General features: G+C 62.3%; 24 protein-coding genes. 5 read left to right on the top strand and 19 right to left on the bottom strand.

The window, feature by feature from the left end; genetic code table 11:
* Position 1: 1 nt before the first annotated feature.
* The 5 genes from JL2886_RS07310 to JL2886_RS07290 are packed head-to-tail and all read right to left on the bottom strand — an operon-like array spanning position 2 to position 5261.
* Positions 2-1264: an amidase family protein gene (locus JL2886_RS07310; protein ID WP_082996033.1), complete on the bottom strand. Its 1263-nt coding sequence runs from the start codon at positions 1262-1264 to the stop codon at positions 2-4.
* Positions 1261-2379: an ABC transporter ATP-binding protein gene (locus JL2886_RS07305; protein ID WP_065271408.1), complete on the bottom strand. Its 1119-nt coding sequence runs from the start codon at positions 2377-2379 to the stop codon at positions 1261-1263. Before JL2886_RS07305 ends, JL2886_RS07310 begins: the two co-directional genes overlap by 4 nt.
* Positions 2376-3197, bottom strand: coding sequence for an ABC transporter permease (locus tag JL2886_RS07300; RefSeq protein ID WP_065271407.1), 822 nt, complete (start codon positions 3195-3197; stop codon positions 2376-2378). Before JL2886_RS07300 ends, JL2886_RS07305 begins: the two co-directional genes overlap by 4 nt.
* Positions 3198-3200: 3 nt before the next feature.
* Positions 3201-4088, bottom strand: coding sequence for an ABC transporter permease (locus JL2886_RS07295; RefSeq protein ID WP_082996032.1), 888 nt, complete (start codon positions 4086-4088; stop codon positions 3201-3203).
* Between the two features lie 57 nt (positions 4089-4145).
* Positions 4146-5261 carry a polyamine ABC transporter substrate-binding protein gene (locus JL2886_RS07290; protein ID WP_197492344.1) on the bottom strand — a complete coding sequence of 372 codons (1116 nt, stop codon included), beginning with the start codon at positions 5259-5261 and terminating at the stop codon, positions 4146-4148.
* A gap of 105 nt (positions 5262-5366) precedes the next feature.
* Here JL2886_RS07290 and JL2886_RS07285 point away from each other — a divergent pair, with 105 nt between their 5' ends.
* Positions 5367-6233: a LysR substrate-binding domain-containing protein gene (locus tag JL2886_RS07285; protein WP_065271405.1), complete on the top strand. Its 867-nt coding sequence runs from the start codon at positions 5367-5369 to the stop codon at positions 6231-6233.
* A 187-nt stretch (positions 6234-6420) separates the two neighbouring features.
* Here JL2886_RS07285 and JL2886_RS07280 read toward each other — a convergent pair whose 3' ends face one another.
* The 3 genes from JL2886_RS07280 to JL2886_RS07270 all read right to left on the bottom strand — a co-directional run bounded on the left by JL2886_RS07280 (position 6421) and on the right by JL2886_RS07270 (position 8436).
* On the bottom strand, positions 6421-7023 hold the full coding sequence (locus JL2886_RS07280) for a TetR/AcrR family transcriptional regulator (RefSeq protein WP_065271404.1): 603 nt from the start codon (positions 7021-7023) through the stop codon (positions 6421-6423).
* 2 nt (positions 7024-7025) lie between these two features.
* Positions 7026-7673: a DsbA family oxidoreductase gene (locus JL2886_RS07275; RefSeq protein WP_065271403.1), complete on the bottom strand. Its 648-nt coding sequence runs from the start codon at positions 7671-7673 to the stop codon at positions 7026-7028.
* A gap of 199 nt (positions 7674-7872) precedes the next feature.
* Positions 7873-8436, bottom strand: a complete 564-nt coding sequence (locus JL2886_RS07270) for a carboxymuconolactone decarboxylase family protein (RefSeq protein WP_065271402.1) — start codon at positions 8434-8436, stop codon at positions 7873-7875.
* Positions 8437-8784: 348 nt separating this feature from the next.
* On the opposite strand from JL2886_RS07270, the gene JL2886_RS07265 reads away from it, so the two are divergent.
* Genes JL2886_RS07265 through JL2886_RS07250 form a run of 4 tightly spaced genes read left to right on the top strand, consistent with a single transcriptional unit; the run spans position 8785 to position 13179 of the window.
* Positions 8785-9846, top strand: coding sequence for a TRAP transporter substrate-binding protein (locus tag JL2886_RS07265; protein WP_065271401.1), 1062 nt, complete (start codon positions 8785-8787; stop codon positions 9844-9846).
* Between the two features lies 1 nt (position 9847).
* On the top strand, positions 9848-10489 hold the full coding sequence (locus JL2886_RS07260) for a TRAP transporter small permease subunit (protein ID WP_065271400.1): 642 nt from the start codon (positions 9848-9850) through the stop codon (positions 10487-10489).
* Positions 10490-10494: 5 nt separating this feature from the next.
* Entirely contained in the window at positions 10495-11781 is a 1287-nt protein-coding gene (locus tag JL2886_RS07255) for a TRAP transporter large permease (protein ID WP_065271399.1), read from the top strand.
* Between the two features lie 33 nt (positions 11782-11814).
* Positions 11815-13179 (top strand): MmgE/PrpD family protein, encoded by a 1365-nt coding sequence (locus tag JL2886_RS07250; RefSeq protein WP_065271398.1) that lies wholly within the window; start codon positions 11815-11817, stop codon positions 13177-13179.
* A gap of 5 nt (positions 13180-13184) precedes the next feature.
* Here JL2886_RS07250 and JL2886_RS07245 read toward each other — a convergent pair whose 3' ends face one another.
* The 11 genes from JL2886_RS07245 to JL2886_RS07195 form a co-directional block, all read right to left on the bottom strand.
* The gene (locus JL2886_RS07245) at positions 13185-14123 is read right to left on the bottom strand and encodes a LysR family transcriptional regulator (RefSeq protein WP_065271397.1); all 939 of its coding nucleotides are present in this window, start codon (positions 14121-14123) and stop codon (positions 13185-13187) included.
* Positions 14124-14245: 122 nt separating this feature from the next.
* A complete protein-coding gene (locus tag JL2886_RS07240) occupies positions 14246-15658 on the bottom strand; it encodes an MmgE/PrpD family protein (protein WP_197492343.1) in 1413 nt (470 codons plus the stop codon).
* On the bottom strand, positions 15655-16314 hold the full coding sequence (locus tag JL2886_RS07235) for a cysteine hydrolase family protein (RefSeq protein ID WP_065271396.1): 660 nt from the start codon (positions 16312-16314) through the stop codon (positions 15655-15657). Before JL2886_RS07235 ends, JL2886_RS07240 begins: the two co-directional genes overlap by 4 nt.
* Positions 16311-17228, bottom strand: coding sequence for a polysaccharide deacetylase family protein (locus JL2886_RS07230; protein WP_065271395.1), 918 nt, complete (start codon positions 17226-17228; stop codon positions 16311-16313). The genes JL2886_RS07235 and JL2886_RS07230 overlap by 4 nt, the downstream gene beginning before the upstream one ends.
* 284 nt (positions 17229-17512) lie before the next feature.
* Positions 17513-20956: a pyruvate carboxylase gene (locus JL2886_RS07225; RefSeq protein ID WP_065271394.1), complete on the bottom strand. Its 3444-nt coding sequence runs from the start codon at positions 20954-20956 to the stop codon at positions 17513-17515.
* A gap of 72 nt (positions 20957-21028) precedes the next feature.
* Complete coding sequence (locus JL2886_RS07220) at positions 21029-21958, bottom strand: electron transfer flavoprotein subunit alpha/FixB family protein (RefSeq protein ID WP_065271393.1); 930 nt, start codon at positions 21956-21958, stop codon at positions 21029-21031.
* The gene (locus JL2886_RS07215; protein ID WP_065271392.1) at positions 21958-22716 is read right to left on the bottom strand and encodes an electron transfer flavoprotein subunit beta/FixA family protein; all 759 of its coding nucleotides are present in this window, start codon (positions 22714-22716) and stop codon (positions 21958-21960) included. Before JL2886_RS07215 ends, JL2886_RS07220 begins: the two co-directional genes overlap by 1 nt.
* A gap of 37 nt (positions 22717-22753) precedes the next feature.
* Positions 22754-23548, bottom strand: coding sequence for an HpcH/HpaI aldolase/citrate lyase family protein (locus JL2886_RS07210; protein WP_237028437.1), 795 nt, complete (start codon positions 23546-23548; stop codon positions 22754-22756).
* Complete coding sequence (locus tag JL2886_RS07205; RefSeq protein ID WP_065271390.1) at positions 23548-24387, bottom strand: FAS1-like dehydratase domain-containing protein; 840 nt, start codon at positions 24385-24387, stop codon at positions 23548-23550. Before JL2886_RS07205 ends, JL2886_RS07210 begins: the two co-directional genes overlap by 1 nt.
* 1 nt (position 24388) lies before the next feature.
* Positions 24389-25486: a CaiB/BaiF CoA transferase family protein gene (locus JL2886_RS07200; protein WP_065271389.1), complete on the bottom strand. Its 1098-nt coding sequence runs from the start codon at positions 25484-25486 to the stop codon at positions 24389-24391.
* Positions 25486-26649, bottom strand: a complete 1164-nt coding sequence (locus tag JL2886_RS07195; protein ID WP_065271388.1) for an acyl-CoA dehydrogenase family protein — start codon at positions 26647-26649, stop codon at positions 25486-25488. The genes JL2886_RS07200 and JL2886_RS07195 overlap by 1 nt, the downstream gene beginning before the upstream one ends.
* Positions 26650-26706 lie beyond the last annotated feature (57 nt).

The following is a 26706-nucleotide window of genomic DNA, read 5'->3' as shown; positions in this document are numbered from 1 at the left end:
GTCAGGGGTCCTTTTGCATCAGCAGCGTTTCGACCATTGCGGCGGTGGCGAGCAGGGTGCGGTCGCTGTCCGGCGCACCGACCAGTTGCAGACCGACCCAGCAGCCCGCGTCCGTCTTGCCGACGGGCAGGGAAATGGCGGGCAAATCCAGCAGGCTGGCGGGCATGGTCAGGCGGAGCGCTGCAGCATTCGTTGCGGCTAAACGCTCGGGATCTTCCAGCAGCGGCGCCAGATGCGGAGCCTCGATCGCAGCCGTCGGCAGAACGTAGACGGCATCCGAGGCCTGCACGGTTTTGCGCAGCGCCTGCGCGCCCTCTTTGACGCCGGCGATCTTCTCGGGGTCCAAACTGGCGGAGGCGCGCAGCCGCGCCGCGACAAAGGGGTCGAGGTGGCGGGCGTTCTCGGTGTCCAGCAGATGCCCGTAGGTCTCGACCGCCTCGACGGCGCCCGGCCAGCCCCCCGCGCGGATCAGCGCCAGCGCCTCGGCGAGCGGCGACTGTCTGACGTGTTCCATCGACACGCCCGCCTGCGCGAGCGCCGCGACCGCCTCTCTGCAGCGCTGAGCGACCGGCGCGGAGACATCGCCCGCGTCGAGCACGTCGCTGAGCACCGCAAGGCCGCTGGCCGCGTCCGGGCGGGCGTTGTCACCAGACAGGATCGTATCCAGCTCGATGATATCGCTGACCGAGCGGGCAAAGCTGCCAACCGTGTCATAGCTTGGCGCGAGCGGCATCACGTCGCTGATCGGATAGCGGCCGCGCGTGGGGCGAAAGCCCACCACACCCTGAAACGCCGCAGGTACCCGGCAGGAGCCAGCGGTATCGGTGCCGACAGCGAGGCGGGTGACCCCGCGCGCGACAGAGGCCGCAGCCCCCGAGGAGGATCCGCCCGGCACCCGCCCGTCAAGGAGCGGGGTGCCGTGATGCGGGTTGTAGCCGATGCCGGAGAAGGCCAGCTCGGATTGATTGGTCACACCGATACTGATCAGACCGGCCTTGCGGGCGCGCGCCACCACCTCTGCATCCGCTGCGGCAGGGGCTGAGGGGCGCCAGTGGGCAGAGCCAGCCCGCGCGGTGACGCCCGCGATCGCGATCATGTCCTTCCAAGAAAGGGTGGCCCCATCGAGGGGGCCTAATTTCTCTGTGCGATCATCGCTTTGACGGGCTTCGGCGCGGGCGCGTTCCGGCAGAAGGGAGAGGAAAACCTCCCCCTCCTGTCCGGCCCTTTTCAGAGCCTCCATGGTATTGTCGAGAACAGAACTCATGCGGCCCTCACCTTGGCGCCTGCTTCCGATTGCTGCGCGCGCTCCAGAATGAAGCCGTCGCAGGGGTGCCAGGAGGCATAGACCCGCGCCCCGGTGCTTGCGTCCAGCTGCTCGAGCTCGCGCTGCTGGACTTGCGCCACCAGGCTGTGGCCGGATGCGGTTTCGAGATGCAGATTGACGACCGCACCGGCGAACTCCTCGGACACCAGCGTGCAGGCGATTTCGTTCTCACCCCAGCCTGGGTTGACGGTCACAGAGATCCTGTCCGCCCGCACAGCCAGATCCGCGCTATCGCCTTGTGTCAGCCCGCTGCTGTCGGCAAGCTGGACCTTTCCGTCGCGTGTTTCCAGGAAGCGTTTGCCGTCCTCTTTGCCGGAAATCCGTCCCTCCAACAGGCTGATCCCGCCTACGAATTGCGCGACGAACTTGCTGCGTGGGCGCAGGAAGATGTCCTGCGGGCTGCCGATCTGCTCCACCCGGCCGCCGTTCATGATGACAACCCTATCGGCGAGCGAGAAGGCCTCGGAGTGGCTGTGGGTGACATAGACAAAGGTGATGCCAAGCTCGCGCTGCAGCTTCTTTAGCTCGCCCTGCATCTTGATCGCCATATGGGCATCAAGTGCCGAGAGTGGCTCGTCCAGCAGCAGCACTTTGGGTTCCAGCACAAGGCTCCGGGCAAGGGCGACGCGTTGGCGCTGACCACCTGACAGCCGCGCGACATTGCGATCTGCGTAGGTGGAAATGCCCAGCCGCTCCAGCCAGTCATCGGCACGGCGACGGCGCTCAGCCCCCGCAACGCCGCGCATCTTGAGGCCGAACTCGACGTTTTCCCGCACGGTCATGAAGGGGAACAAGGCCAGGCTTTGCCAGACCATGGGGGTTTCCCGTTCCCAGACCGGCAGTTGGTCGATCCGGTTGCCCGCAAGGGTGATCTGGCCACGGTCTGCGGTTTCAAGACCGGCAAGCATGCGGAGGCTCGTTGTCTTGCCACAGCCGGACGGCCCCATGATTGCGATGAACTCACCTTGCGCAATGTCCAGCGAAAACTCTACGACGGCGACGAAGTTGCCATAGGACTTGGCAAGCCCGTCCAATTTCAGGTGCGTGTTAGTCATGATGTCTCCTCCTTGGACATGGCGCCGCCGCTCTGGCTCAGGACCACGGCAAGCGCGATCAGAACCAGCGTCAGCGTGACGGAAAAACTCAATGTGCCGATAACGTGGATGGTGGGATCGACCTGCCCCTGAAGGGTGGTCAGAACCGCAACCGGAATGGTCTGGTTCAAACCGCCCGTGAACCAAGAGATCACATACTCGTCGAATGACACGGCAAAGGTGATCAGGAAGGCAGCGAGAATGGCGGGCAGCGTGTGCGGCAGCACGATGCGGGCGAGCGCGGAATGCGGCAACGCACCTAGGTTCTGCGCTGCAGTTTCCAGCGTCTTATCCAGCTGCGCCAGCCGCAGACGGCAGACCGCCATCGCAAAGGGCGCGGCGATCACCACATGCGCGGCGACTACGGCCGCAAGCGTGCCGGCTATGCCGATGCGGGAGAAGAAGGCCAGCATGGCGAGGCCAAGGATAACCAGCGGAACCGTCGGCGGCAGCAAGGCCAGCGCGAGCACGGCCTTCTGTCCAAAGAACCGGAAACGATAGTCCGCATAGGCTGCGGCAAATCCCAGGGTTGTGGCGATCAGCGCGGTAATCCCGGCAACCGTCAGGCTGTTCCAAAGGGCCTCCAGCATGGCACGATCGGTCAGGACCTGCGCGTACCATTTGGCGCTGAACCCGGACATATCGAGGCTTGGGAAACGGTCGGCACTGAAGGAAAACAGGACCGCAGACAGGATCGGTGCGTAGAGCAGCAGGAAAACCAATGCGAGTCCGGCAATCCAGAAGGCTTTTGGCAAGGCGTGTTTCAGATGCGGAGGCATGTCTTATCCTTTCTCGCGGTAGGCCCAGAGGACGGTTACAAAGGCGGTGACCAGCAGGCTGGCGATCATCAGTAGCGAGACCACGGCGGCGCGCGGCCATTGCTGACCGGCCCGGACAAGGTCGGTCACGAGGATCGGCAGGGTCTGGAAGGTGCCACCGCCCAGATAGGAGGCGCTGACAAACTCGGCATAAGACAGCAGGAAGGCGAACAGCAGCCCCAGCGTCAGCCCAGGCCTGGCCGCTGGGAGAATGACGCGGAACAGGATGGCTCCGGGACGCGCGCCAAGGTTGGCAGCAGCCGAAATTCCGGTCCGGTCCACATTGGCAAGGGCGATGGTTTGCAGGATCAGTACGACCGGCAGCGCCAGTGTTGCGTGGCCGAGGAACAGCGCGAAATAGGTGTTGAGAAGGCTCTCCCCCTTGCCGCCCAACGCCTGCACGATGGAGGAAATCACGCCGCCCTCGGTCAGGAAAACCTGCCAGGAATAGATACGCACGAGGTAGCTTGTGAAAAACGGTGCAATCGCAAGCCCCAGTAGCACCAGTCGCTGGCGCGGTGCTGCGACAAAGGCCATCGCGTAGGAGGCCGGAAAGGCCAGCAGCGAAATCGCGACAGCGCTGGCCATCGACAGCCCGTAGCTGCGCCAGAAGCTAGCCCAGAGGAAATCGAGGCCCAGAACATAACGCCAGGCCGACAGCGTAGCGTCCGGCGTCAGCCGGTAGTTCACCACGGACCAGAATGAAATCGCCACCAGCAAGCCAAGCGGCACTGCAAAGAACAGCAGCAACCAGGCAGGCAGCGGCAGGACCCAAAGCGCCTGCCAGGCACGATTGAAGAAGAAGTGGAACCGGCGCCCCGAGGTGCGGGCCGGGAAAGCAGGGGAAGTCATGTCGATATCTCCGATAGGGCTGCGGCCCCGACGATTACGCCGGGGCCGGACCGGACATCAGGCGTTCTTGTAACGCGTCCAGGCGTCGTTCCAGGTCTCCAGCGATTGCTGGACCGGAAGCTCCCGCAGGCGGATGCGCCCGGCGCGGATCTCATCGAGCGCATTGGGTCCGTTCAGCACCATGTTCTGGCGCTGTGCCTCGCCCGGCAGTTCATCATTCAGCCGCGACCAGCCAGCCCGTGTCGGGATCATCGCCGGATAGGCCTTGAGCGTGGCGGTCTTCACCTGTCCTTCGGGGGACAGCATGTACTGGATGAATGTTCGGGCCAGATCCTGGTTTTCCGACCGCGTGCCAATCGACAGCGACTCGGTCCATTGCAGGCCGCCTTCCTCGGGGATGGTTGTGGTGACATCCGCGCCATCGCGCGCCAGCACGCCGGTGATCCAGTCCCCGATGCCGGGGATTGCGGAAACCTCGCCCGAGCGCAGCGCTGACAGCATCCCGCCGTAGTCATAGAAACCGCGCACTTGAGGTCGGAGCGACATCATCGTCTCGGTCAGTTCCGTCCAGTGCGCCTCATCAAGGTCAAACGGTGACGCGTTGCCATTGAGGAGGCTCAGCGCGCCCAGGTTGGGCAGGTGCCAGTCAAAATGGCCGATCCGCCCCTCATGCTGAGAGCCCCACATGCTGCGATAGCTGCGGGCTTCCGCCTCGCTCATCGCGGCGCGGTTATGGGACATGCCGAGGAAGCCGAACCGCAGGAAGACCGCATAGGGCTGACCGTCGAACCAGTGACCGCGGAAGTTCTGGAACTCCGGGAAAAAATCGTCGAACGGGTAATCCTCGGGTGTAAGCGGTTCAATGAAACCCGCCTGCTGCAATTGGACGACGTATTCCGCGTCCGACAGGATTACATCGTAGGTTCCGGCCGGAGACTGCGCGATTTGCGCGAGCATCTGGTCGCCGCCGACATATTCCTTGGCGCGGATGCGAACGTTATGCGCCTCCTCGAAGGCGCCGATCACATCCGGGTCGGCATGGCCCGCCCAGGTGAGCATCGACAGGGTGCGACGGCCCTGCGCACGCAGGATGGCCGGGCTGGCGATGGCGGCGGCGGCTGCAAGCCCCCCCTTGATCAACTGGCGCCGGGTGGTGATAATGTTACGTGTCATTTGTTCCTCCCTTTTCATTCCACAAGCTTCAGAAAGAGGAGGCCGAAAAACAAATGACCATTCTTCAGGCCATGCTGAGATTTCCTTTCGCCGGTGAGAAACACCATGCGTAAACTACCGCCGTTAAACGCAATTCGCGCCTTCGAAGCGGTTGCCCGGAGGCTGAGCTTTGCCGATGCAGGGGACGAACTCGGCGTCACCGCGACCGCTATCAGCCACCAGATCAGGCATCTTGAAGCCTATCTTGGGTTTCAATTGGTGGAACGCCGCCCCCGCCAGATCGCTCTCACGCCTGCGGGGCAGGAGTTGTTTCCCAAGCTGCAGACTGCCTTTGATACCCTTGGCGAAGCCTTCGCGATGCTCGACAAGGACGTCGAGCAGTCGCTGGTCCGGGTCACGACAACGTATGCCTTTGCGGAACGCTGGCTGGTTCCGCGTCTCTCAGATTTCTTCGACAAGCATGGCGACATCCGGGTCGAAGTCGAAACCGATGACGACGTTCTGGACTTGCGGACTGGTCGGCTGGACCTGGCGATCCGATATGGCCCCCAGTCCGCCGCGAATGAGGAGGCCGAGATTTTGGTCTCGGACCGCTACATCCCTGTCAGCCTGGCCGATCAACCGGAGACCGGCGCGCAGAACAGTCGGTTGCTGGGGTATCGCTGGCGCAATGCCGACATGGGAGGCCCCACCTGGGAGGAATGGTTCAAGGAAGCCGGGGAAACCTTCCCGCCCGATCGCATTACCCGTTTCAGTGATGAAAGCGCGGCGTTCAATGCGCTGGATCAGGGGCTGGGGCTGCTGTTGTCCAGCAGCGTGCTTGTCGATGAAGGTCTGAAATCCGGTCGCTACCGGCAAATCCAAGGGCCTGAGCTGCACGGGTTTGACTATTGCCTCGTGCTCAATCCGCTGTCGCGCAACAAACACGGCGTCAAGATCTTCGCCGAATGGCTCAGGCAAGCCGCTAAATAGGCTTAAGACCAAACATCTGGCCGCAATCCGCCACCTATTGAAGGCTGGTGCTATCCGAGATCGATCAAAGTGATCGGCAAGCACATCATTTCTGGTGAAGCCTCGACACGCTCTATCAGACCTCGTACAGGCCCCAGTGTCTCCTTTGCAGTATTGCAGGCCCGCACCCACAGACTTGTTTGTCCTGCTATTTTTTTCCTATGCGGAGTGCCTCGATCTCTGATGCCAGGCTTCGGGCAAGGGCTTCGATTTCCCGCTCGTCCGTTCCCTGATGATGCTCGAGGCGCAAGACATTTACGTAGGCCTGAAAACGGCGGGCGAGGGTAGAGCAATCGCTATCGGCAGGGATCTCCCCGCGTGCTCGCGCGGCTTCGAATATCTGCCGGAACTCGTCCCGCATCAAGGTCAGGTAGACCTCAGATTGGGCCGCGATGGCCGGTTCGGTTGAGCGTGTCGCAACGATGGTCTTGACCAGCATGCAGGCTTGTCGGGCGGCATCCTCCTCGGGCAGGGCTGCAAAACCATGCAGGTAATCTGCCATCCCCTGCAACGGTGAAGAGGCCTTGGCGATCCGCTCCCGGAACAGCGCCCGGAAGCGGTTGGTATAGCGCTCCATGGCAAGGAGATAGAGGTTCTCCTTGCTCTTGAAGGCGGCATAGATGCTGCCGGGTTTCATCGACAGCGCCGCTTCGAGATCCTTGAGAGAGGTCGCGTGATACCCCCGTTCCCAGAACAAGGACATGGCGGCGTCCAGGGTCGCGTCTCGGTCATAGGGGGCAGCACGCGCCATAATCAGGCCTCTTGTTTTGCCAGGTGGTCCAGAATGCGCGAGTAGTTTTCAACGCCTTGTGCACCGGTGACAAGATGCTGACGGTCAAACACCATGGCAGGCACTCCGCGCACGCCCTGTTGCAGCCAGAACCCTTCGCGTTCGCGGACTGTGGTAGCGAAACGTTCATCCTGCAGCACGGCCAGCGCCTCTGCCCGGTCGAGCCCGATTTCGCCTGCGACATCGGCCAGAACCTCGGGATCCGACATATTGCGGCCATCGGTGAAGTGAGCGGTGAAAAACGCCATTTTCAGGTCGTGCCCGCGCCCCTGTTCCACCGCCCAATGCAGCAGCTGATGCGCGGCGAAGGTGTTGTGCATGCGGGTGTCTTCGGAAAAGGCGAAGCTAAAGCCAAGGTCATTGCCAAGCTCCGTCATCTGAGCCCGGGCCTGTTCCGATTGCTCAGGCGTGGAGCCGTATTTTTCGATGATATGTTCGCGCATGTTCTGCCCTTCGGCAGGCATGTCGGGGTTCAGCTCGAAGGGATGCCAGTGGATCTCGTGGTTTGTTCCGGTCTCTTTCAGCGCCTGTGCCAGCTGACTGAAGCCGATAATGCACCACGGGCACATCACGTCTGAAATGATATCGATGCGAAGGGGCTGATCCGTCATGTTGCGTCTTTCGTGTTTGTGCGTGTTGTTGGCCAGGGGCAGAGCGCCCCTGGCGCATAGTGCATGGATGATCAGAACCGCAAGTCAGGTTTTCACGCCAAAGATCGGCCGGGGCCATAGCTAAGGCACGGACAAGCCGCGTGTCACCCTGTGCGGTATGTCCGGGGAGATCGCATCCCGACCGCCCCGGACAGTGTCATCAGGCGGCCTTTTCGTCAGCGGACCATGCGAATTTCTCGAACACGCTGTCGACCGGAGTTTCGGCCAGGTGGTTGGTATAGTTCGACATGATTTTCTGGCTGTAGCCAAGGACGACTTCGAGGATCTGACGCTTGGTGAAGCCCGCATCGAGGAAAGCCTGAACCTCTTCCGGGCTCAGGACACCGCGCTGACGCACGACCTGCAGAGTGAAGGTCCGCAGGGCTTCGAGATGGGCATTGGGCAGCGGCGTGCCGTTGCGCAGCGCGTCGGTGATCGCATCATCGACGCTCATGCTCTTGGCGATCCCGGTATGGGCCGGAACGCAGTAGTGGCATTCGTTTTCGACATTCACGGTCTGCCAAACAACCGTCAGCTCATCTGCGTCGAAACTGGAGTTGGAGAACAGTTCATGCACGCGCTGGTAGGCTTCCAGCAGGCCGGGCGCTTCGGCCATGACGGCGTGCAGGCCAGGGATAAAGCCGAATGCTGCCTTGGAGTTGGCGAGCATGGGCTTGGCGTCTGCGGGGGCGGTTTCTTCGGTGTGCAGCTGGAAGTTGGTCATGGTGGGTGCCTTTGTTGGTGGGTTGGAGATTCTGTCTCTCTGCGCGGCCGTGATCGCCGCATGGCACCCTATCTAAAGAGGTTGAGTGATCACTCAATGCGGAATTTGAGCAATCACTCAAATGTGACTCTTGAGGTTGCGACTTGGTGGAGAGGTTATCCCCCTGAGGCTCCTTTGGGCGCACAGCTATAACAATTCGGCATATCTGGTTGATTTTCGCGTCTCGGCGAAACGGCGGTAGGTTCGAAGCATCGCCAGCATTGGTGATGCTCAACAATGATCGGTGGCCTGGCCTTGCGTGCCGGACCCAAAAATCGCCGCCGAACCGCTATCAGGGAGATATCCGAGATGAAACCTCAATCCAAGCTGACCGGGATCGGCGCCGCTCTTGCGGTTGCATCGCTCGCAGCAACCGCAGGCCAGGCCGAAATCCAGAGCGTCCAGATGAATGTCCTGGGGTCTGTTTCCTTCTTGTCGTCCTATGAAAACTACGAACAGGCATTCTGGGACAAGCACTTGCCCGAAGCCTCGGGGGGACGGATCACCGCCAATGCCCGCGGCTTTGACCAGATGGGTTTGAAGGGCGGCGAAATCTTGCGCCTGACCGGCCAGGGGGTGGTGGATGTCAGCACCACGGTGCTTGGCTATACTGCGTCGGATGATGCCCGCAACGAGGCCGCCGATCTTGCCGGTCTGGCCCCGACTGTGCACACTGCCCATGCGATCGCCGAAGCCTATGAGCCGGTGCTGGATTCCTATTTTGCGGACAAATACGGCGTGAAGGTCCTAGCCACCTGGCCCTATCCGGCGCAGGTTCTTTACTGCAACAGCGAGATCAAGGACCTCAGCGATCTGTCCGGCAAGAAGGTCCGCACCGGCAATCGCACCCTGTCGGAATTCGTGTCGGCGCTGGGCGGCACCGGGGTAACGATGGCCTTTGCGGATGTGATCCCCGCGCTGCAGACCGGGGTGGTGGACTGCGCCATCACCGGCACCCTGTCGGGTAATTCGGCCAAGTGGTTCGAGGTTTCGACCCATCTTTATGCGCTGCCCGTCGGCTGGAGCACGATGGTCACCACTGCGAATCTTGGTTTCTGGAACCGGCTTAACCCGGAGACCCAGTCCTTTTTGCAAGAGGAGCTGAACACGCTGGAAGCCGACATCTGGAAAGGTGCGGGCGAGGAAACCCAGGACGGCATCAATTGCAACGTGGGCATTGAACCTTGCGAGGTCGGGACCAAGGCCGACATGACGCTCGTCTCGGTCACCGAGGAAGACTACAAGCTCCTGGAGAAAATTACCCGGGACGTCATCCTGCCGAAATGGGCCGAACGCTGTGGCAAGGATTGCGTGGACGAGTTCAACCGCACGATCGGTCCGGTCGTCGGGATGACCGTGGAAGTGAACTGAGATGTCGCGTCACGAGACGACAGATACCCAAACTCCAGAGGCGGGAACGCCTCTGGACCGGGTGCTGAACGGCGCCCGCAGGCTCAGCCGCCTTGCCACCTGGGTTTCCGGCCTTGCGCTGGTCGTGATCTGTTTCCTGGTCATGGTTGAGGTGCTCCTGCGCAAGTTCTTTGGTGTGACCCTTGGCGGTATGAACGAGATCACCGGCTATGTGCTGGCGGTCACGGTCTCCTGGACCCTGTCCTTTGCTCTGCTGGAACACGCCCATATCCGCATCGACGTTCTTTACAATATTGCGAACCGGCGTGTCCGCGCGCTGCTGGATCTTCTAAGTCTCGGCGCAATGACCGGCTTCATGCTCCTGGTGACCTATTGGGCCGGACAGCTGTTGAAAAACAGCATTGATTTCGGATCGCGTTCCAATTCTGCGCTGCAAGTGCCGCTGTGGTTGCCGCAATCCCTGTGGGTGGCTGGGCTTGTCTTCTTCGTTCTGACGTTGCTGCTCTTGTGTCTGCGCTCGCTCGGATATCTCTGGCGCCGTGATACCGAAGGCATCAACCGGATTGCAGGCATCAAACCCGTGGATGATGAGGTCGAGGAACATGCCATGCTGACCGACCTCAACCACGCGAGACAAGGATAACGGCTATGCTCGCCACTGCTCTTACCACATTGATCGTCCTGATCCTGCTCAGCCTGCCAGTGGCCGCAGTCATGGGCGTCCTTGGCTTGATCTTGGCCGAAATCTACTCTCCGATGCCCTTGGTGCGCACGCTGGGTGATCTTGCTTGGTCCACAAGTACCAATAATCTTCTGGTCGCTATCCCGATGTTCGTTCTGCTGGGCGAGATCCTGCTGCGCACTGGCGTCTCCTCGCGGATGTATATGGCATTGTCGCAATGGCTGGGCTGGCTTCCCGGGGGGCTGATGCATTCCAATATCGGCACCTCCGCCATGTTCGCGGCAACCTCGGGGTCTTCGGTTGCCACTGCGGCCACGGTCGGCACCGTGGCGCTGCCCGAAGTGCCCAACTATGGCTATAACGAACGACTGTTCCTTGGCACGCTGGCCGCCGGCGGGACGCTTGGCATCCTGATCCCGCCTTCGATTAACATGATCATCTATGCGGTGATGACCAATACCTCGCTGCCGAACCTCTATCTCGCCGGGATCCTGCCGGGGTTGTTGCTGGCCGGGCTGTTCATGGCGCTGATCGCGGTGGCTTGTCTCTTGAACCCAAAATGGGGCGGGAAACGCATTGCCACCAGCTGGGGCGCGCGTCTCAGGAGCCTGCCACATCTGCTGCCTCCGGCGGCGATCTTTGCCGTGGTTGTCGGGTCGATCTACGCCGGCTTTGCCACCCCGACCGAGGCGGCGGCACTGGGTGTGATCGCGGCCCTGATCCTGGCGGCGGGTTTTGGTGCGCTATCGCGCCCGGTTCTGCTGACCGCATTCGAAGGCACCATGCGCACCACCGCGATGATCATCCTGATCATCATCGCTGCCTATTTTCTGAATCTTGTGTTTGCGGCAATCGGGCTGGCGGCCGCGATGGAGCATTTCGTCAGCACCCTGGGTCTTGGCCCTTATCAGACGATCCTGGTGATCGCGATCTTCTATATTGTGCTGGGCTGTTTCATGGAGACCCTGTCGATGATGATTGCCACCGTACCGGTCGTTACGCCGATCGTGGTATCGCTGGGGTTCGATCCGGTCTGGTTCGGCATTATCCTGATGCTGCTACTGGAGACTGCGCTGGTGACGCCACCCATCGGCCTGAACCTGTTCGTGGTGCAAAGCACCCGTCCCAATGGCGGGTCGATGAATGATGTGATGTCCGGGACCCTGCCGTTCGTGGGGATGCTGCTGGTGATGATCGGTCTGGTCGTTGCCTTCCCGCAGATCGCATTGTGGCTGCCGGACATGATGAACTGATCAGACGCCGCGTCTTACAGGAAGGATAGTTTCATGGATGCCATCGCAACCCTCGCCGATCACGTCATCGCAACCCGCTATGATGTCTTGTCCGAGCAAACGCGCGCGGCGGCGCGGCGGCTGATCCTGGACACGGTCGGCGTCGGGCTTGGCGGCAGCACCGGGCAGTGGACCAGCGATCTTTTTGCATCGAGCGCCGGGTGGGGGCAGGGCGCAGATGCGCATGTCTTTGGCCGGGAGGGGCGCTTCCCTGCAGGTCTGGCAGCGCTCTATAACGCTTACTGCATTCACAATTCAGAGTTCGACTGCCTGCACGAGGATGCCGTGGTGCATGCGCTGACGGCCGTTTTGCCCGCAGCCCTTGCCGTCGCCGAGGCACGCGGCGGCGTCAGCGGACGCGCCTTGATTGAGGCTGTGGTGGCGGGCGTCGATGTCGCTGCAACCCTGGGGCTGGCAGGCACGGCCCCGATGAAATTTTTCCGGCCCGCCGTCCTGGGCGGTTTCGGCGCGGTGGCGGCGGCGGGAAAGATCGCAGATCTGGATCGTGCCCAGTTGATCAACGCCTTTGGTGCACAATATGCGCAATCCTGCGGATCAATGCAGGCCCATGAAGAGGGCACCATGCTGCTTGCCCTGCAGATCGGTTTTAATGCGCGCGCTGCGGTCGAATCCGTCGATCTGGCCCGCGCCGGTCTTCTGGCTACGCAGGATACCCTGGAAGGACGTTTCGGTTATTTCAACCTCTTCGAGGATGGTGCTGACCTGCCCACGGCCCTTGCGGCCATGACAGGCATCCGCCGGATCGAGGACGTGGTCGAGAAGCCTTTTCCAACCGGTCGGGCCACCCATGGCGCGATCGAGGCGGTGTTGCGTTTGTTGCGGCGCCGTGCTTGCAGCGAGGAAGATCTGCACCGCGTGACCGTCACCGTATCGCCGGTGGCCCATTCTCTGGTAGGGCGTCCGGTCGGATCGGAGATGCCTGCGAATTACGCACGCCTTTGCCTCTCATATTGCGTTGCGCGTTGTCTTCTGGCGGGTGATGTGGCGGGCGCGCATTTCTCCTCGCAGGCCCTGCGCGATCCGCAGGTCCTGGCCTTGGCTGCGCGGATCGAAGTGGACACCTTTGACATGGCAGAGCCAAGTGCCTTTGGCCCCAGCCGTGTCTCTATCACCTATGCAGATGGCACCCGGGCTGAGGAAACCATTGGCCAGGCGCTGGGCCATCCGTCGAACCCGGTTTCGGACGGGCAACGTTCTGACAAGTTTCGTGCCAATTGCCGCGCGGCCCTGCAGCCGCTTGAGGAGGCGCGGATTGTGGCGCTGGAAGACCGTATTGCAGATCTCGACAGGCTTCAGGACGTGCGGCAGTTGATGGAGCTGGCGTGCCCGGCGACCTAGCGCGGTCAATCGGCCTGCCGCTTTGACAAGATGCCCTGCCATTCGCCGCTGGCGGCCATATCATGCACGATATCACCGCAGAGCTGGGCGACGATGCGCATCGACGCCCGCACCGGGTGGTGCGTGGTCGTGGCCAGAACCAATGTCCGACGCAGATGCATGGGATCGATCTGAGTGGCGACTATGCGTCCCTCCGCGATCTCGCGCTGTACCGCGTTGAAGGGCAGAATGGTGGCGACATTGCCGGTTTCCACCATGCGCACGATGGTCATCAGAGAGTCCACCTCGTGTTCCACGGTCAAGGAGCCGCCCATATCGTTGCAGACTTGGTCAAGCAGCGCGCGCAGGCCGTGGCGGCGGCTGGGCAGCACCATCGGGTAATCCTTAAGGTCCGTGATCTGGATCGGCGTCTCTGGCGGGCCGGTCGTGTCTCCGCGTTGCAGCAGGTAGAGGCTCTCATGCAGCAGCTCATCAGCGATATAATGCTTGGTCCGCGGTGCCTTGTAGAACAGGGCGACATCGATATGGCCGGTGGTCAGAAGTTCGCTCACATCACCGCTGAAGGCCTCGACGATGCGCAGATCGACGCCCGGGTGTTCATGCCGCAGGGTGTCGAGCAGGCGCGGCAGCAGGATGTGGCTTTCCGTCGGTGGCACCCCAAGCGTGACCTTGCCTTCTATAACGCCTTTCAAGGCACGGACATCGTGCTCCATCTCTCCGATATCCGCCAGAATCTTGCGCACGCGGCCATCAAAGACACGGCCCGCGCTGGTCAGTTTCATACCGCGCCCGGTACGATGGAACAGGGGCACGCCCAGTTCCTCTTCCAGAAGTCTCAGCTGACGGCTGATCGCAGGTTGCGCCACCGACAGTTTGACGGCGGCGCGTGACACGCTTGCCTCGTCCGCAAGCGCGACAAAATAATGTAATTGGCGCATTTCCATGGAAAAAAGTCCGGCGGTTCGTGATGGTCCATTGCGATCTGTCGGCCGGACTGATGCCCGGGGCAGGCATAGTTTAGACCAGAAAGATCACGGAACAAAACGAAACCGCCGGACTGGGGGGATCAGCCGTTCACCAGATCCAGAAGGCCGCGCGCACTGGGCAATGTGTCGAGCGACCAGATGCTATCGAGCACCTTGCGGGTCTGTGCGTCGGACAGGATCCCCGAGACGCAATCCATGAATTTGCCTTCCAGTTCCTCATCGGACAGCGGGTTGTCCGGCCCGCCGCGATAGCGGTCGTCCGAGAAGCGTTGAATGGTCTTGCCCGATTTCGTCACCACCTCAATCCGCGACAGGATCTTTTCGTGCCCCATCGCCGCGATATCGGGATCGAACTGCGTCTCGACGCGCTGCTGCATCGCCTGGCACTCCGGGCTCTGCACGAAGGCATCGGTGAATTCAGCCTTGCCTGCCCGACCGGTCAGGATGATCGCCGACAGCAGGAAGGCCATGCAGAATTTGCCTTCCAGTTCGGTCTGGGCAATGCGGAAGCGGATCGGATGCAGGATGTTGTTTGAAGCAAAGAGCGTGACGCTTTCGATATCCTCTGGGGACAGCGCGTGCTCTTCCATCAGCGCCTTCATGGTATCCATCGACGGATGGGTCAGAACTCCGCAGGGATAGGGTTTGATGCTGACGCCCGGTTCGCTCAGCGAGAACGGGTTGCCAAAGCGACCCATCACAAGGTCCGGCTCGCCGCCGCGCCCTGCCACCGACAGATAGCCCCATTTGCCATCGAGCGCCTCACCGTTGAAGGTAAAGCCTTCCTGCGCCAGCAGCGCGCTGGTGACGCCGTTCTCCGACGAGCGTCCTACGTGCATCGGTTTGCCCATGCTGCCAAAGTTGGCGCGGATTCCCGCAGCCATCGAGGCCGCGCCGCCCAGGGCCTGCGCGGTACGATCACCATCCAGGCCGATCATCCGCGCTGCCGCAGCCGCCGACCCGAAGGTACCGATTGTGCCGCTGGTGTGGAATCCGAGGTTATAGTGGTCGGGATTGATCGCCTCGGCGATCTTGCACTCGACCTCGACCCCGGCAACAAAACTAGTGATCAGGTCCTTGCCACTGACCTTAGGATTGGTTTCGGCCAGCGCCAGGGCGGCGGCCAGCGGCGGCACGGTCGGATGGGTTAGCAAGCCATAGGGCCGGTTTGGACCTTCGGCGACCTGGGTGTCGTCCCAATCCATCGCATGCCCGGCCAGCCCGTTCCAGAAGGCCGCCTGCTGCGCCGAAAGCTGCAGATCCGGATTGCCGACAGGCCGGGCCACCGGTCGCGCTCCGGCCTTGCGCAGGTAACGGTCGGCGACCTGCAGAGCTTCCTGCTCGGTGCCTGCCAGCATGACGCCAAGCCCGTCGATGATGCAGCGTTTGGCGATATGCAGCGTTTCTGCGGGAATATCCTCATAGGCGAGGCTGGCGGCGAAACCTGCGGCCTCGGCCGTCAGGCTGTCCTGTTTGGTCATTGCGTCTTTCATTGGGGGACTCCTTTCCAGGCCTTGATCAGGTCGGCGCTGTCGCAGACCAGTCCAAAGCGGGCATTGGCGGTTTTGAGGGTTGCTTCGTGCAGTTCCTGATTCCACGAGGCGCAGCCGTCGCGGGGCAGGGCGGTGTAATGTCCGGTCTCGAATGCATCGCGCAGCGTGCTTTCGACACAAACGTTGGTCGAAACGCCGGTTGGCACTACCGACCGGATCCCCCGGGCGCGCAGCACGGTGTCCAGATTGGTGCCCTTGAAGGCGCTGTAGCGGTGCTTGTGGATCACCGGCTCTCCCGGTTTCGGGGCCAGTTGCGGGATGAACTCGGCACCTTCGCTGCCTTCCATCGCGATCCGGTCCGAGGCATAGGTGGCGCGCCTGCGCTGGGCCAGCCAGGGGGCGGTATCGCTGCGGTGCCGCTCCAGCGTCCAGAACCCGACATGGCAGACCAGAACGCCTGCCGCGCGGGCTGCGCTCAGCAGGTCTTGCAAGGTGGGAATGATGGCCCGCGCGGCATCCAGCGGTCGCCCGGCCTGGCTGGTGGCATAGCCGTCGAGACAGAAATCCTTCTGCATGTCGATGATCAGCAGCGCAGTATGATGCGGTGCGAAGCGCGCGGCGAAATCGTCCAGAATTTCGGGCTCATCTCGGTTCATCGGGCTGCCTCCTCTGTGTACCAGTCGGCAATCTGCGAACCGGTCATGAAGGTGACGTCGTCGCGGGCCTGCAGCAGGTCGATCATCTGCACCAGATAGGGGAAGCGGTGGGGCACGCCGATCAGATGCGGGTGCAGACCTATCCCAAGCACCCGCGCCCCTTCGGGTTCCTCGGGGCTGTCGAAACAGGCCAGCGTCGCCTGCAGTCGCTTCAGCATTTCGGCAGAGCTGTGTTTTTCCACGGCGTAGACAACCGAGTCGTTGATCTCCAGCGTGTAGGGCATGGCAATCAGCGGGGCCGGCATGGCCTGCATCCGCTGCGGTACGTCATCAACGTTCCAGTCGCAGAGGTATTCCACACCATGGGCAGAGAGGATGTCCGGGGTGTCCGTGGTTTCCCGCAGTCCCGGGCTCAGCCAGCCGCGCACGGGGCGTCCGGTGAACTGCTCAAGCTTGTGCAATGTGCTGCGGATGACATCCGTTTCGCTGCGGCCGCCCTGCAGACTGGTCTGATGCATGCCGTGACCGATGAATTCCCAGCCCGCATCGCGGATCGCTTCGGCGCAATCGGGGTAGGCGTCGATGACGGTCGCGTTGACGCTGGCGGACACCGGCAACCCGCGCGATGTCAGCAATGACAGAAGGCGCGCCATCCCGGCCCGCATGCCGTAATCCGCCCAGCAGAAATTCGGCACGTCCGGGACCTGCTCCCGCCCATGCGGTGCGGTCAGCACCTTGCGCGGCATATCCTGATCAAACGGCCAGTATTCGACGTTTACCACCAGGTTGACGATCAGGCGTTTACCGCCCGGCCCCTGCAAAGGGGGTTGCTGATGCGCTAGCCGGTAGGGAATGCGGGGATTGGCCTGAAGCGCGCTGGAAAGCGCCCCAGGCGGTGACAAGACGTCGTCCATGTTCCATCCTGAATTTATTCGACGATTGCGTCGGAGTTTTCCGGTAACCCGCGCGTGATGCGGATCCTGCGGCACCTTTGAAAAGATGCCGTCATCAGAATGTCAGCAGGGGGTCACAGGTACCAATCCCATTGGGTGCAAGCGGTTATAACAAAACGCGATGGCAGCTTGCCGGAGCTGGTGAGTATGGCCGCGAACCGGCCCCACAACGGCAACGCCCCGGCCTTAACGGGGCCGGGGCGCTGCGCATCCGAGTGTGGTTTTTTGGGTCTGGGCTTTGTGTCTTATTCCAGTTCGATGAGGAGGTCCTTTGCATCGATCTGGCCGCCGGGCTGGACGTGCACGGCCTTGACCACCGCGTCGCGTTCGGCGTGCAGGCCGGTTTCCATCTTCATCGCTTCGATGGTCAGCAGCATATCGCCCTCATGCACCTGCTGGCCGACTTGGACCGCGACCGAGGCGACGACGCCGGGCATCGGCGCGCCGATGTGGTCGGGGTTGCCCGCTTCGGCCTTGGGACGGGCAGCGGTGGTGGATTTCACCAGACGGTTCGGTACCCGGATCACCCGCGGCTGGCCGTTGAGTTCGAAGAACACCTTCACCTCGCCGTTCTCATCGGTCTCGCCGATGGCCTGCAGGCGGATCTCCAGCGTCTTGCCGGGGTCGATCTCGGCCGAGATTTCCTCGCCCGGTTCCATCCCGTAAAAGAACGCCCGTGTCGGCAGGCTGCGCACCGGGCCGTACTGGCGATGGCGGCCCATGTAATCGAGGAACACCTTGGGATACATCAGGTAGCCATTCAGATCCTCATCATCGACTGCCTTGCCTTCCAGCTGCTGGGACAGCTCGGCGCGGGTGGCTTCCAGATCGACCGGCTCCAGATGTTTGCCGGGGCGCTCAAGGTTGGGCTTTTCGCCTTTCAGCACCTTGTCCACGATACCCGCCGGAAAGCCGCCCGGCGGCTGGCCGAGGTTGCCGCGCAGCATGTCGACAACGGAATCGGGGAAGGAGAGGTCGGTCTGCGGATCCTCCACCTCTTCGCGGCTGAGGCCCTGGCTCACCATCATCAGCGCCATGTCACCGACCACCTTGGAGGAGGGTGTCACCTTGACGATATCGCCGAACATCTGGTTCACATCCGCATAGGTCTGGGCGACCTCGTGCCAGCGCTCTTCCAGTCCCAAGGAGCGCGCCTGCGCCTTGAGGTTGGTGAACTGGCCACCCGGCATCTCGTGCAGGTAAACTTCCGAGGCCGGAGCCTGAAGGCCAGACTCAAAGGCCGCGTATTGCGCCCGCACCTGTTCCCAGTAATCGCTGATCTCGCGGATCTTGGCGATATCCAGCCCGGTGTCGCGGTCGGTGTTGCGCAGACCTTCGACGATCGACCCCAGACAGGGCTGCGAGGTGCCGCCACTGAACGCATCCATCGCTGCATCCACTGCATCGACGCCCGCATCGGCGGCGGCCAGAATGGTCGCCCCGGCGATGCCGGAGGTGTCATGGGTGTGGAAGTGGACCGGCAGGCCGACCTCTTCCTTCAACGCCTTCACCAGCTGACGCGCGGCGGCGGGTTTCAGGAGCCCCGCCATATCCTTGAGGCCCAGAATATGGGCGCCTGCGGCTTCCAGATCCTTGGCCATGCCGACGTAGTATTTGAGGTCATACTTGGCCCGGTCCGGGTCCATGATATCGCCGGTATAGCAGATGGTGCCTTCGCAGATCTTGCCGCTCTCCACCACCGCATCCATCGCGACGCGCATGTTCTCCACCCAGTTGAGGCTGTCAAAGACCCGGAAGACATCGACGCCGGTGATCGCGGCCTGTTTCACAAAGGCCTGCACCACGTTGTCGGGGTAGTTGGTATAGCCCACCCCGTTGGAGGCGCGCAGCAGCATCTGGGTCATCACGTTGGGCATCGCCTCGCGCAGATCCCGCAGCCGCTGCCAGGGGCATTCCTGCAAGAAGCGATAAGCCACATCAAAGGTCGCACCGCCCCAGCATTCCACCGAGAACAGCTGGCTGAGGCTTTGCGCATAGGCGGGTGCCACGCGGATCATGTCGATGGAGCGCATGCGGGTGGCGAGCAAGCTCTGGTGGCCGTCGCGCATGGTGGTATCGGTCAAGAGCAGCTGCCGCTGCGCCTTCATCCAGTCGGCCACCGCCTGGGCGCCCTTCTGCTCCAGAAGGTTGCGGGTGCCATAGGGCAGGGCGCCGGTCTCGACCTTCGGCGGGCGCGGATCCTTCAGACCCGCTTTCGGCTCGGCGCGGCCCTCGGTCTCCGGGTGACCGTTCACCGAGATGTCGGCGATATAGGTCAGCACCTTGGTGCCGCGGTCCTGGCGCTTGGCGAAGTTGAACAGCTCCGGCGTCTCGTCGATGAACTTGGTGGTGTATTCATTGCTGAGGAAGGTCGGGTGCTTCAGCAGGTTCTCGACAAAGGCAATGTTGGTGGAGACACCGCGAACGCGGAATTCGCGCAAGGCGCGGTCCATGCGAGCAATCGCCTTTTCCGGGGTGGGTGCCCAGGCGGTGACCTTGGTCAAGAGGCTGTCGTAATAGCGGGTGATCACCCCGCCCGCATAAGCGGTGCCGCCATCAAGGCGAATGCCCATGCCGGTGGCCGACCGATATGCGGTGATGCGGCCATAGTCAGGGATGAAGTTGTTGAGCGGATCCTCGGTGGTGACCCGGGTCTGCAACGCATGACCATTGAGGCGGATCTCGGACTGATCGGCCTTGCCGGTGGCCTCGGCAATGCTCTTGCCCTCGGCGATCAGGATCTGCGCCTGCACGATATCGATGCCGGTGACTTCCTCGGTGACGGTGTGCTCCACCTGCACCCGCGGGTTCACCTCGATGAAGTAGAACTTGCCGGTTTCCATATCCATCAGGAATTCGACGGTGCCGGCGCATTCATAGTTCACATGCGCACAGATTCTGCGGCCCAGATCACAGATCTCGGCCCGCTGGTCTTCGCTCAGGTAAGGCGCCGGGGCGCGCTCCACGACTTTCTGGTTGCGGCGCTGGACTGAGCAATCCCGCTCGAACAGGTGATAGATCTCACCGTGCTTGTCGCCAAGGATCTGCACCTCGACGTGGCGGGCGCGGGTGATCATCTTTTCGAGATAGCCCTCGCCATTGCCAAAGGCGGCCTCGGCCTCGCGGCGGCCTTCCAGAACTTTCTCTTCCAGCTCAGCCTCGGAGAGGATCGGCCGCATGCCGCGACCGCCACCGCCCCAGGAAGCCTTGAGCATCAAGGGATAGCCGACCTCACCCGCTTCCTTGCGGATGGCGTCCATGTCATCGCCCAGCACCTCGGTCGCGGGAATGACCGGCACGCCAGCCTCGATCGCGACGCGCCGCGCCGAGGCCTTGTCGCCAAGGGCGCGCATCGTCTCGGCCTTGGGGCCGATGAAGGTGATGCCGTTGCGGGCGCAGGCATCGACGAAATCGGGGTTTTCGGACAACAGACCATAGCCCGGATGGATCGCATCTGCGCCGCTTTCCTTGGCAACGCGGATGATCTCGTCAATCGACAGATAGGCCGCCACAGGCCCCAAGCCTTCGCCGATCCGGTAGGCTTCATCCGCCTTGAACCGGTGCAGGCCCAGCTTGTCCTCCTCGGCGTAGACCGCAACGGTCTTCTTGCCCATTTCATTCGCAGCCCGCATCACGCGGATCGCTATCTCGCCGCGGTTGGCGATCAGAATTTTCGAAAAGCGCTGCATGTGTGGCCTCCGTCAGGCAAGTTGGTCGCCCGCCCTTGCAATCGGGCCATGGGCGGGCCGGAGCCAGGGCTTTTAGCCCAGTTTTTCGGTGAGTTCGGGGACGGCCTGGAACAGGTCTGCCACGAGGCCATAATCGGCAACCTGGAAGATCGGTGCCTCTTCGTCCTTGTTGATGGCGACGATGATCTTGGAGTCCTTCATGCCCGCCAGGTGCTGGATCGCGCCGGAGATGCCGACCGCGACATAGAGCTCGGGGGCGACGACCTTACCGGTCTGACCCACCTGCCAGTCGTTCGGAGCATAGCCGGAATCGACCGCAGCACGGGACGCACCAACCGCAGCGCCCAGCTTGTCCGCCAGACCTTCGATCAGTTTGAAGTCCTCTTCGGAGCCGACACCGCGACCACCGGAGACAACAACGCCAGCCGAGGTCAGCTCGGGGCGGTCGCTTTCGGCAACCTTGTCTTCGACCCATTCGGACAGGCCGGGGTTCTCGGCTGCGCCGGTGGTTTCAACAGCGGCAGAGCCGCCTTCGCCAGCTGCGTCGAAGGTCGAGGTCCGGAAGGAGATGACCTTCTTGGCGTCTTTCGACTTCACGGTTTGGATCGCGTTACCGGCGTAGATCGGACGCTCGAAAGTGTCGGCGTCGACAACAGCGGTCACATCCGAGATCACCATCACGTCCAGCAGCGCAGCAACGCGCGGCAGCACGTTCTTGGCGTCGGTGGACGCAGGTGCCACGATGTGGCTGTAATCACCAGCCAGCGACACGATCAGCGCTGCAGTCGGCTCGGCCAGGCGGTGACCCAGCGAGGCGTCCTCGGCGACCAGCACCTTGGCCACGCCGTCGATCTTGGCAGCAGCGTCGCCTGCGGCGGCAGCCGATGCACCGGCACAAAGCACGGTCACATCACCCAGCGCCTTGGAGGCGGAGACAGCCTTGGCGGTGGCGTCCATCGCCAGTTCGCCATTATTCACTTCAGCAAGGAGAAGAACAGCCATTACACAGCCCCCGCTTCTTTGAGTTTCGCAACCAGTTCGTCAACCGAACCGACCATGATGCCGGCCGAGCGGGCCTGCGGTTCGGTGGTGGAGACGATCTCGAGACGCGGCGAGACATCGACGCCGTAATCGGCAGCGGTTTTCTCGTCCAGCGGCTTTTTCTTGGCCTTCATGATGTTCGGCAGCGAGGCATAGCGCGGCTCGTTGAGGCGCAGGTCCACGGTGACGATGGCGGGCATCTTCACAGAGATGGTCTGCAGACCGCCGTCCACCTCGCGGGTGACCTTGGCGCTGTCGCCGTCGATGTCGACTTCGGAAGCAAAGGTGCCCTGCGACCAGCCCAGCAGTGCGGACAGCATCTGACCGGTGGCGTTCATGTCGTTGTCGATCGCCTGCTTGCCTGCGAGCACCAGACCGGGCTGCTCTTCCTCGACGACCTTGGCGAGGATCTTGGCCACGGCCAGCGGTTCGATATCGGTGTGCACGTCATCGGCGGCGACAACCATGATGGCGCGGTCTGCGCCCATGGCCAGCGCGGTGCGCAGGGTTTCCTGTGCCTGTTTTACGCCGATCGAGACCGCAACGACCTCATCCGCCTTACCGGCTTCTTTCAGGCGAATGGCCTCTTCGACGGCGATTTCGTCAAAGGGGTTCATCGACATTTTGACGTTGGCGAGATCGACACCGCTTCCGTCCGCTTTGACGCGGACCTTCACGTTATAGTCAATCACGCGTTTGACAGGCACGAGTACCTTCATGTTCAGACTTCCTTTCGCTTTGGGCGGAGGGGTGGGATCAGGCAGTTGCGAGCGCCCCAAGAATGGCTCGCGCGCGCAGGCGGACGGGTTCATCGACCATGGCGCCATCGACGGTCGTCGCGCCGTCGCCAGAGGCAAGGACCCGTTTTGCCCAGTGGATTTCAATCGCGGAGGGGGCAAAGGCGCGCTGGACCTCACCGACCTGCCGCGGATGGATGCAGAGTTTACCAGACATGCCGAGGGCGCGCGCATGGGCGGCATCCGCCTGGGTTTCGGTCAGATCGTCCAGCTGCGCAGTGACCCCGTCAATGGGTGCGCAGATCCCGGCCAGACGGGCGGCAAGAACCAACTCGCTGCGGGCGGGCAGCAGCACCTCGCGCTGATGTGCAGCACCGATGTCGGCGCAGAAGTCGATCGAGCCGAACACCAGATGTGTCACGCCGGGCACCGCCGCGATGTCGCGGGCCGCCGCCAGCCCTGCGGCGCTTTCGATCAGGGCCAGCAGCGCCACATCAGGGCCGAGCGTTTCGGCCAGATCGGTAATCAAGGCGGGATCTTCGGATTTGGGCAGCATGAGACCAGCCACCGGCAAGGATGCGACGGCTGCGAGATCGGCCGCGTGCCAGGGGGTGCGGGGGGGATTGATGCGTACAATGACGGGCAGCTCGGTGAAATCGCATGTCAGAGCGGCACGGGCGGCCTCCTTGTTGTCGCGTGATACCGCATCTTCGAGATCGAGTATGATCGCGTCGGTTCCGGACCGGGATGCCTTGGCGAAAATGTCCGGCCGGTCAGCCGGAACGAACAACGGGGCGCGGATTGCGTCGGACATCACCATTGCGCCTGTGCCTCCATCGCGACAGGGCCACCGGGCGCGGCGGTCCACAGTCTGATCCCAGCCTCAGCCTCGGCGGCGCGCAGGCCAAGCCCTTGCGTGTCGTAGACAGGCGACAGGCTGCGGAAGCTGAAGCGGGCGGGCGCGGCGCCGCGCAGGTCGGCGGCGAATTGTGCCAGCAGGGTTGCCTGCATCGGGCCGTGTACTACCAGCCCGGGATAGCCTTCGTCCTCCTGGCAATAGGGGCGGTCGTAATGGATGCGATGGCCGTTGAAGGTCAGCGCCGAATAACGGAACAGCAATGTCGGCGTGGTGGCGATGTCGCGATTGTGGGGTGCTGCCGGGGCCGTCGCAGCGGGGGAGGGCGGCTTGGTTGTGCCGGTGGGGGCGCCGCGATAGACGATATCCTGTCGTTCCGTGATCAGATCGCCGCTATCGCTGTTGAAATGATGGCGCACGGTTACAAAGCACAGGTCTCCGCTGCGGCCTGTCTTCAAAGCAACATCTTCGATCACTGAACTGCGGGTGACAGTATCGCCGATGCACAGCGGCGCGTGAAATGTCATCTCTCCGCCCGCCCACATGCGCCGGGGCAGGGGCACGGGTGGCAGAAAGCCGCCGCGTGCCGGATGCCCGTCGAGCCCCAGGGTTGCCGATGGGGCCACCGGCTGACACAGGCAGAGGTGGATCATAGGGGGGGCTTCGGCGCCTTCATCAAGCGGTCCGTCGCGGTCAAAGGTGGCGTTGAAGCGTTCCACAAGGGTCGGCATCAGCACTTCGGAGCGGGTTTCCTCGTGGCCAATCCAACTGCGCAGGTGGTCAAGATCGATATTCATTTCAGGTCTCCTGTGGTCGGAGTGCGGGCACCGGACCATAATGCGGCGTCTCGCCATGCCAGATCGGGGCGGGCGCCGGGTAGGACACTACGCCGTTCGGCGTCTCGACCGAGATACGGCGCAGGTGCGGGTGGTTTGAGAGGCCTTCCATGTCGTTGACCGAAGCGAGGGCGACATCCGCCACGCGCAGGGCCTCGATGGCCTCGGCGCCAGTTCTGCGGGCGAATCCCCGGGCGACAAGGGCGTCGGTCTGATCCCGGTTCGCCACCCGCGCCACATTGGTGGCAAAGCGGGGATCATCGGCCAGATCGGGCTGATCGAGAAAATCGATGCAGAGTTTCTTCCATTCCCGGTCGCTTTGGATCGAGAGCAGAATCTGCGCGCCGTCGCCGGCTGTGAAGACCCCGTAGGGCGCGATTGACGGATGCGCCATCCCGATCCGCTTGGGTGGTTTGCCGCCTTCGTGGTTCAGCAGCGGCACGGTCAGCCAATCAGCCATGACGTCGAACATCGACAGCGATATCCGTGCGCCCTTTCCGGTCTTGTAACGCCGCAAGACCGCTTCGAGAACGGCGGAATAGGCGGTTGCCCCGGTGGCAATATCGACGATGGAAATGCCGACACGGGAGGGATCTGATGGCCCGCCGGTGATCGAGCACAGTCCGGATTCCGCCTGGATCAGCAGATCGTAGGCCTTGCGCTCTGCCATCGGTCCAGCTTCCCCATAGCCGCTGATCGAACAGGTGATAAGACGCGGGAAGTTCTCGGCCAGCCGATCAGGGCCAAATCCCAGCCGCTCCAGCGCGCCTGTCTTGAGGTTCTGGATCAGCACATCGGCATCGCTCAGCAACCGCTCCAGTACCGCCTTGCCCTCGGGCGCGGCCAGATTCAGCGTTACCGAGGTCTTGCCGCGGTTGAGCCAGACAAAATAGCTCGATTGGCCCTTTGCGACATCGTCATAACCACGGGCGAAATCTCCCTCGGGGCGTTCGATCTTGATCACCTCGGCGCCCGCATCCGCAAGGCGCGCAGTGCAGAAGGGGGCGGCTACGGCCTGTTCGATGGCCACCACCTTCAATCCTTCCAACGGGCGGCTCATCAGAACGACCTCGGCAGGCCCAGCACGTGTTCTGCCACGTAGCTGAGGATGAGATTGGTCGAAATCGGCGCCACCTGATACAGGCGGGTTTCGCGGAATTTACGCTCGACATCGTATTCGCAGGCAAAGCCGAAACCACCGTGGAATTGCAGGCAGGCGTTCGCGGCCTCCCAGCTGGCCTTGGCGGCGAGGTATTTCGCCATGTTCGCTTCGGCGCCACAGGGCTGGCCTTCATCATAAAGCCGACATGCCTTCTGCCGCATCAGGTTGGCAGCTTCGATTTCGACATAGGCTTCGGCAATGGGGAATTGCACGCCCTGGTTCTGGCCGATTGGGCGGCCAAAGACCGTACGTTCAGAGACGTATTGCGTCACACGGTCGGTGAACCAGTAGCCGTCCCCGATGCATTCGGCGGCGATCAGCGTGCGTTCGGCATTGAGCCCGGTCAGGATGTATTTGAAGCCCTTGCCTTCTTCGCCGATCAGGTTCTCCTCGGGGATTTCCAGATTGTCGAAGAACAGCTCGTTGGTTTCGTGGTTGACCATGTTGGGGATCGGCCGGACGGTCATGCCCGACTGCATCGCTTCCTTGATGTCGACAAGGAAGATGGACAGGCCTTCGGATTTCTTCTTTACCTCGGACAGCGGCGTGGTGCGGGCAAGCAGGATCATCAGATCCGAATGCTGGACCCGGCTGATCCAGACCTTCTGGCCGTTCACAACGTATTTGTCGCCTTTCTTGACCGCGGTGGTCTTCAGCTGCGTCGTGTCGGTGCCGGTGGTGGGTTCGGTGACGCCCATGGATTGCAGACGCAATTCGCCGCTGGCCAGTTTTGGCAGGATGCGGCGCTTCTGATCCTCGGACCCATGCCGCACAAGGGTGTTCATATTATACATCTGCCCGTGGCAGGCGCCCGAATTGCCGCCGGCGCGGTTGATCTCTTCCATGATAATCGCCGCTTCGGTCAGGCCAAGGCCGGATCCGCCGTATTCTTCGGGGATGAGCGCCGCCATCCAGCCGGCACGGGTCAGGGCATCGACAAACTCTTCGGGGTAAGCGCGGGCCTCGTCGACTTTGCGGTGATATTCATCCGGGAACTCGGCGCATAGCGCGCGCACCGCATCGCGGATATCCTGAAATTCGTCGGTCTGCTGCTGGTACATTTGGGGTCTCCGGTTTGAGCCTTGCGAAGTCTTCGCCATTGCTCTGGATATGCCCGG

Source organism: Phaeobacter gallaeciensis (assembly GCF_001678945.1).
In the GTDB taxonomy this organism is placed as follows: domain Bacteria; phylum Pseudomonadota; class Alphaproteobacteria; order Rhodobacterales; family Rhodobacteraceae; genus Phycobacter; species Phycobacter gallaeciensis_A.
The sequence above is the reverse complement of the archived record's forward strand: the minus strand, read 5'-3'. Positions and strand labels throughout refer to the sequence as shown.

Coding starts and splice junctions, on each gene's coding strand:
- JL2886_RS07310 (WP_082996033.1), bottom strand. CDS start 1,264: ATGAGTTCTGTTCTCGACAATACCATGGAGGCTCTGAAAAGGGCCGGA.
- JL2886_RS07305 (WP_065271408.1), bottom strand. CDS start 2,379: ATGACTAACACGCACCTGAAATTGGACGGGCTTGCCAAGTCCTATGGC.
- JL2886_RS07300 (WP_065271407.1), bottom strand. CDS start 3,197: ATGCCTCCGCATCTGAAACACGCCTTGCCAAAAGCCTTCTGGATTGCC.
- JL2886_RS07295 (WP_082996032.1), bottom strand. CDS start 4,088: ATGACTTCCCCTGCTTTCCCGGCCCGCACCTCGGGGCGCCGGTTCCAC.
- JL2886_RS07290 (WP_197492344.1), bottom strand. CDS start 5,261: ATGACACGTAACATTATCACCACCCGGCGCCAGTTGATCAAGGGGGGG.
- JL2886_RS07285 (WP_065271405.1), top strand. CDS start 5,367: ATGCGTAAACTACCGCCGTTAAACGCAATTCGCGCCTTCGAAGCGGTT.
- JL2886_RS07280 (WP_065271404.1), bottom strand. CDS start 7,023: ATGGCGCGTGCTGCCCCCTATGACCGAGACGCGACCCTGGACGCCGCC.
- JL2886_RS07275 (WP_065271403.1), bottom strand. CDS start 7,673: ATGACGGATCAGCCCCTTCGCATCGATATCATTTCAGACGTGATGTGC.
- JL2886_RS07270 (WP_065271402.1), bottom strand. CDS start 8,436: ATGACCAACTTCCAGCTGCACACCGAAGAAACCGCCCCCGCAGACGCC.
- JL2886_RS07265 (WP_065271401.1), top strand. CDS start 8,785: ATGAAACCTCAATCCAAGCTGACCGGGATCGGCGCCGCTCTTGCGGTT.
- JL2886_RS07260 (WP_065271400.1), top strand. CDS start 9,848: ATGTCGCGTCACGAGACGACAGATACCCAAACTCCAGAGGCGGGAACG.
- JL2886_RS07255 (WP_065271399.1), top strand. CDS start 10,495: ATGCTCGCCACTGCTCTTACCACATTGATCGTCCTGATCCTGCTCAGC.
- JL2886_RS07250 (WP_065271398.1), top strand. CDS start 11,815: ATGGATGCCATCGCAACCCTCGCCGATCACGTCATCGCAACCCGCTAT.
- JL2886_RS07245 (WP_065271397.1), bottom strand. CDS start 14,123: ATGGAAATGCGCCAATTACATTATTTTGTCGCGCTTGCGGACGAGGCA.
- JL2886_RS07240 (WP_197492343.1), bottom strand. CDS start 15,658: ATGAAAGACGCAATGACCAAACAGGACAGCCTGACGGCCGAGGCCGCA.
- JL2886_RS07235 (WP_065271396.1), bottom strand. CDS start 16,314: ATGAACCGAGATGAGCCCGAAATTCTGGACGATTTCGCCGCGCGCTTC.
- JL2886_RS07230 (WP_065271395.1), bottom strand. CDS start 17,228: ATGGACGACGTCTTGTCACCGCCTGGGGCGCTTTCCAGCGCGCTTCAG.
- JL2886_RS07225 (WP_065271394.1), bottom strand. CDS start 20,956: ATGCAGCGCTTTTCGAAAATTCTGATCGCCAACCGCGGCGAGATAGCG.
- JL2886_RS07220 (WP_065271393.1), bottom strand. CDS start 21,958: ATGGCTGTTCTTCTCCTTGCTGAAGTGAATAATGGCGAACTGGCGATG.
- JL2886_RS07215 (WP_065271392.1), bottom strand. CDS start 22,716: ATGAAGGTACTCGTGCCTGTCAAACGCGTGATTGACTATAACGTGAAG.
- JL2886_RS07210 (WP_237028437.1), bottom strand. CDS start 23,548: ATGTCCGACGCAATCCGCGCCCCGTTGTTCGTTCCGGCTGACCGGCCG.
- JL2886_RS07205 (WP_065271390.1), bottom strand. CDS start 24,387: ATGAATATCGATCTTGACCACCTGCGCAGTTGGATTGGCCACGAGGAA.
- JL2886_RS07200 (WP_065271389.1), bottom strand. CDS start 25,486: ATGAGCCGCCCGTTGGAAGGATTGAAGGTGGTGGCCATCGAACAGGCC.
- JL2886_RS07195 (WP_065271388.1), bottom strand. CDS start 26,649: ATGTACCAGCAGCAGACCGACGAATTTCAGGATATCCGCGATGCGGTG.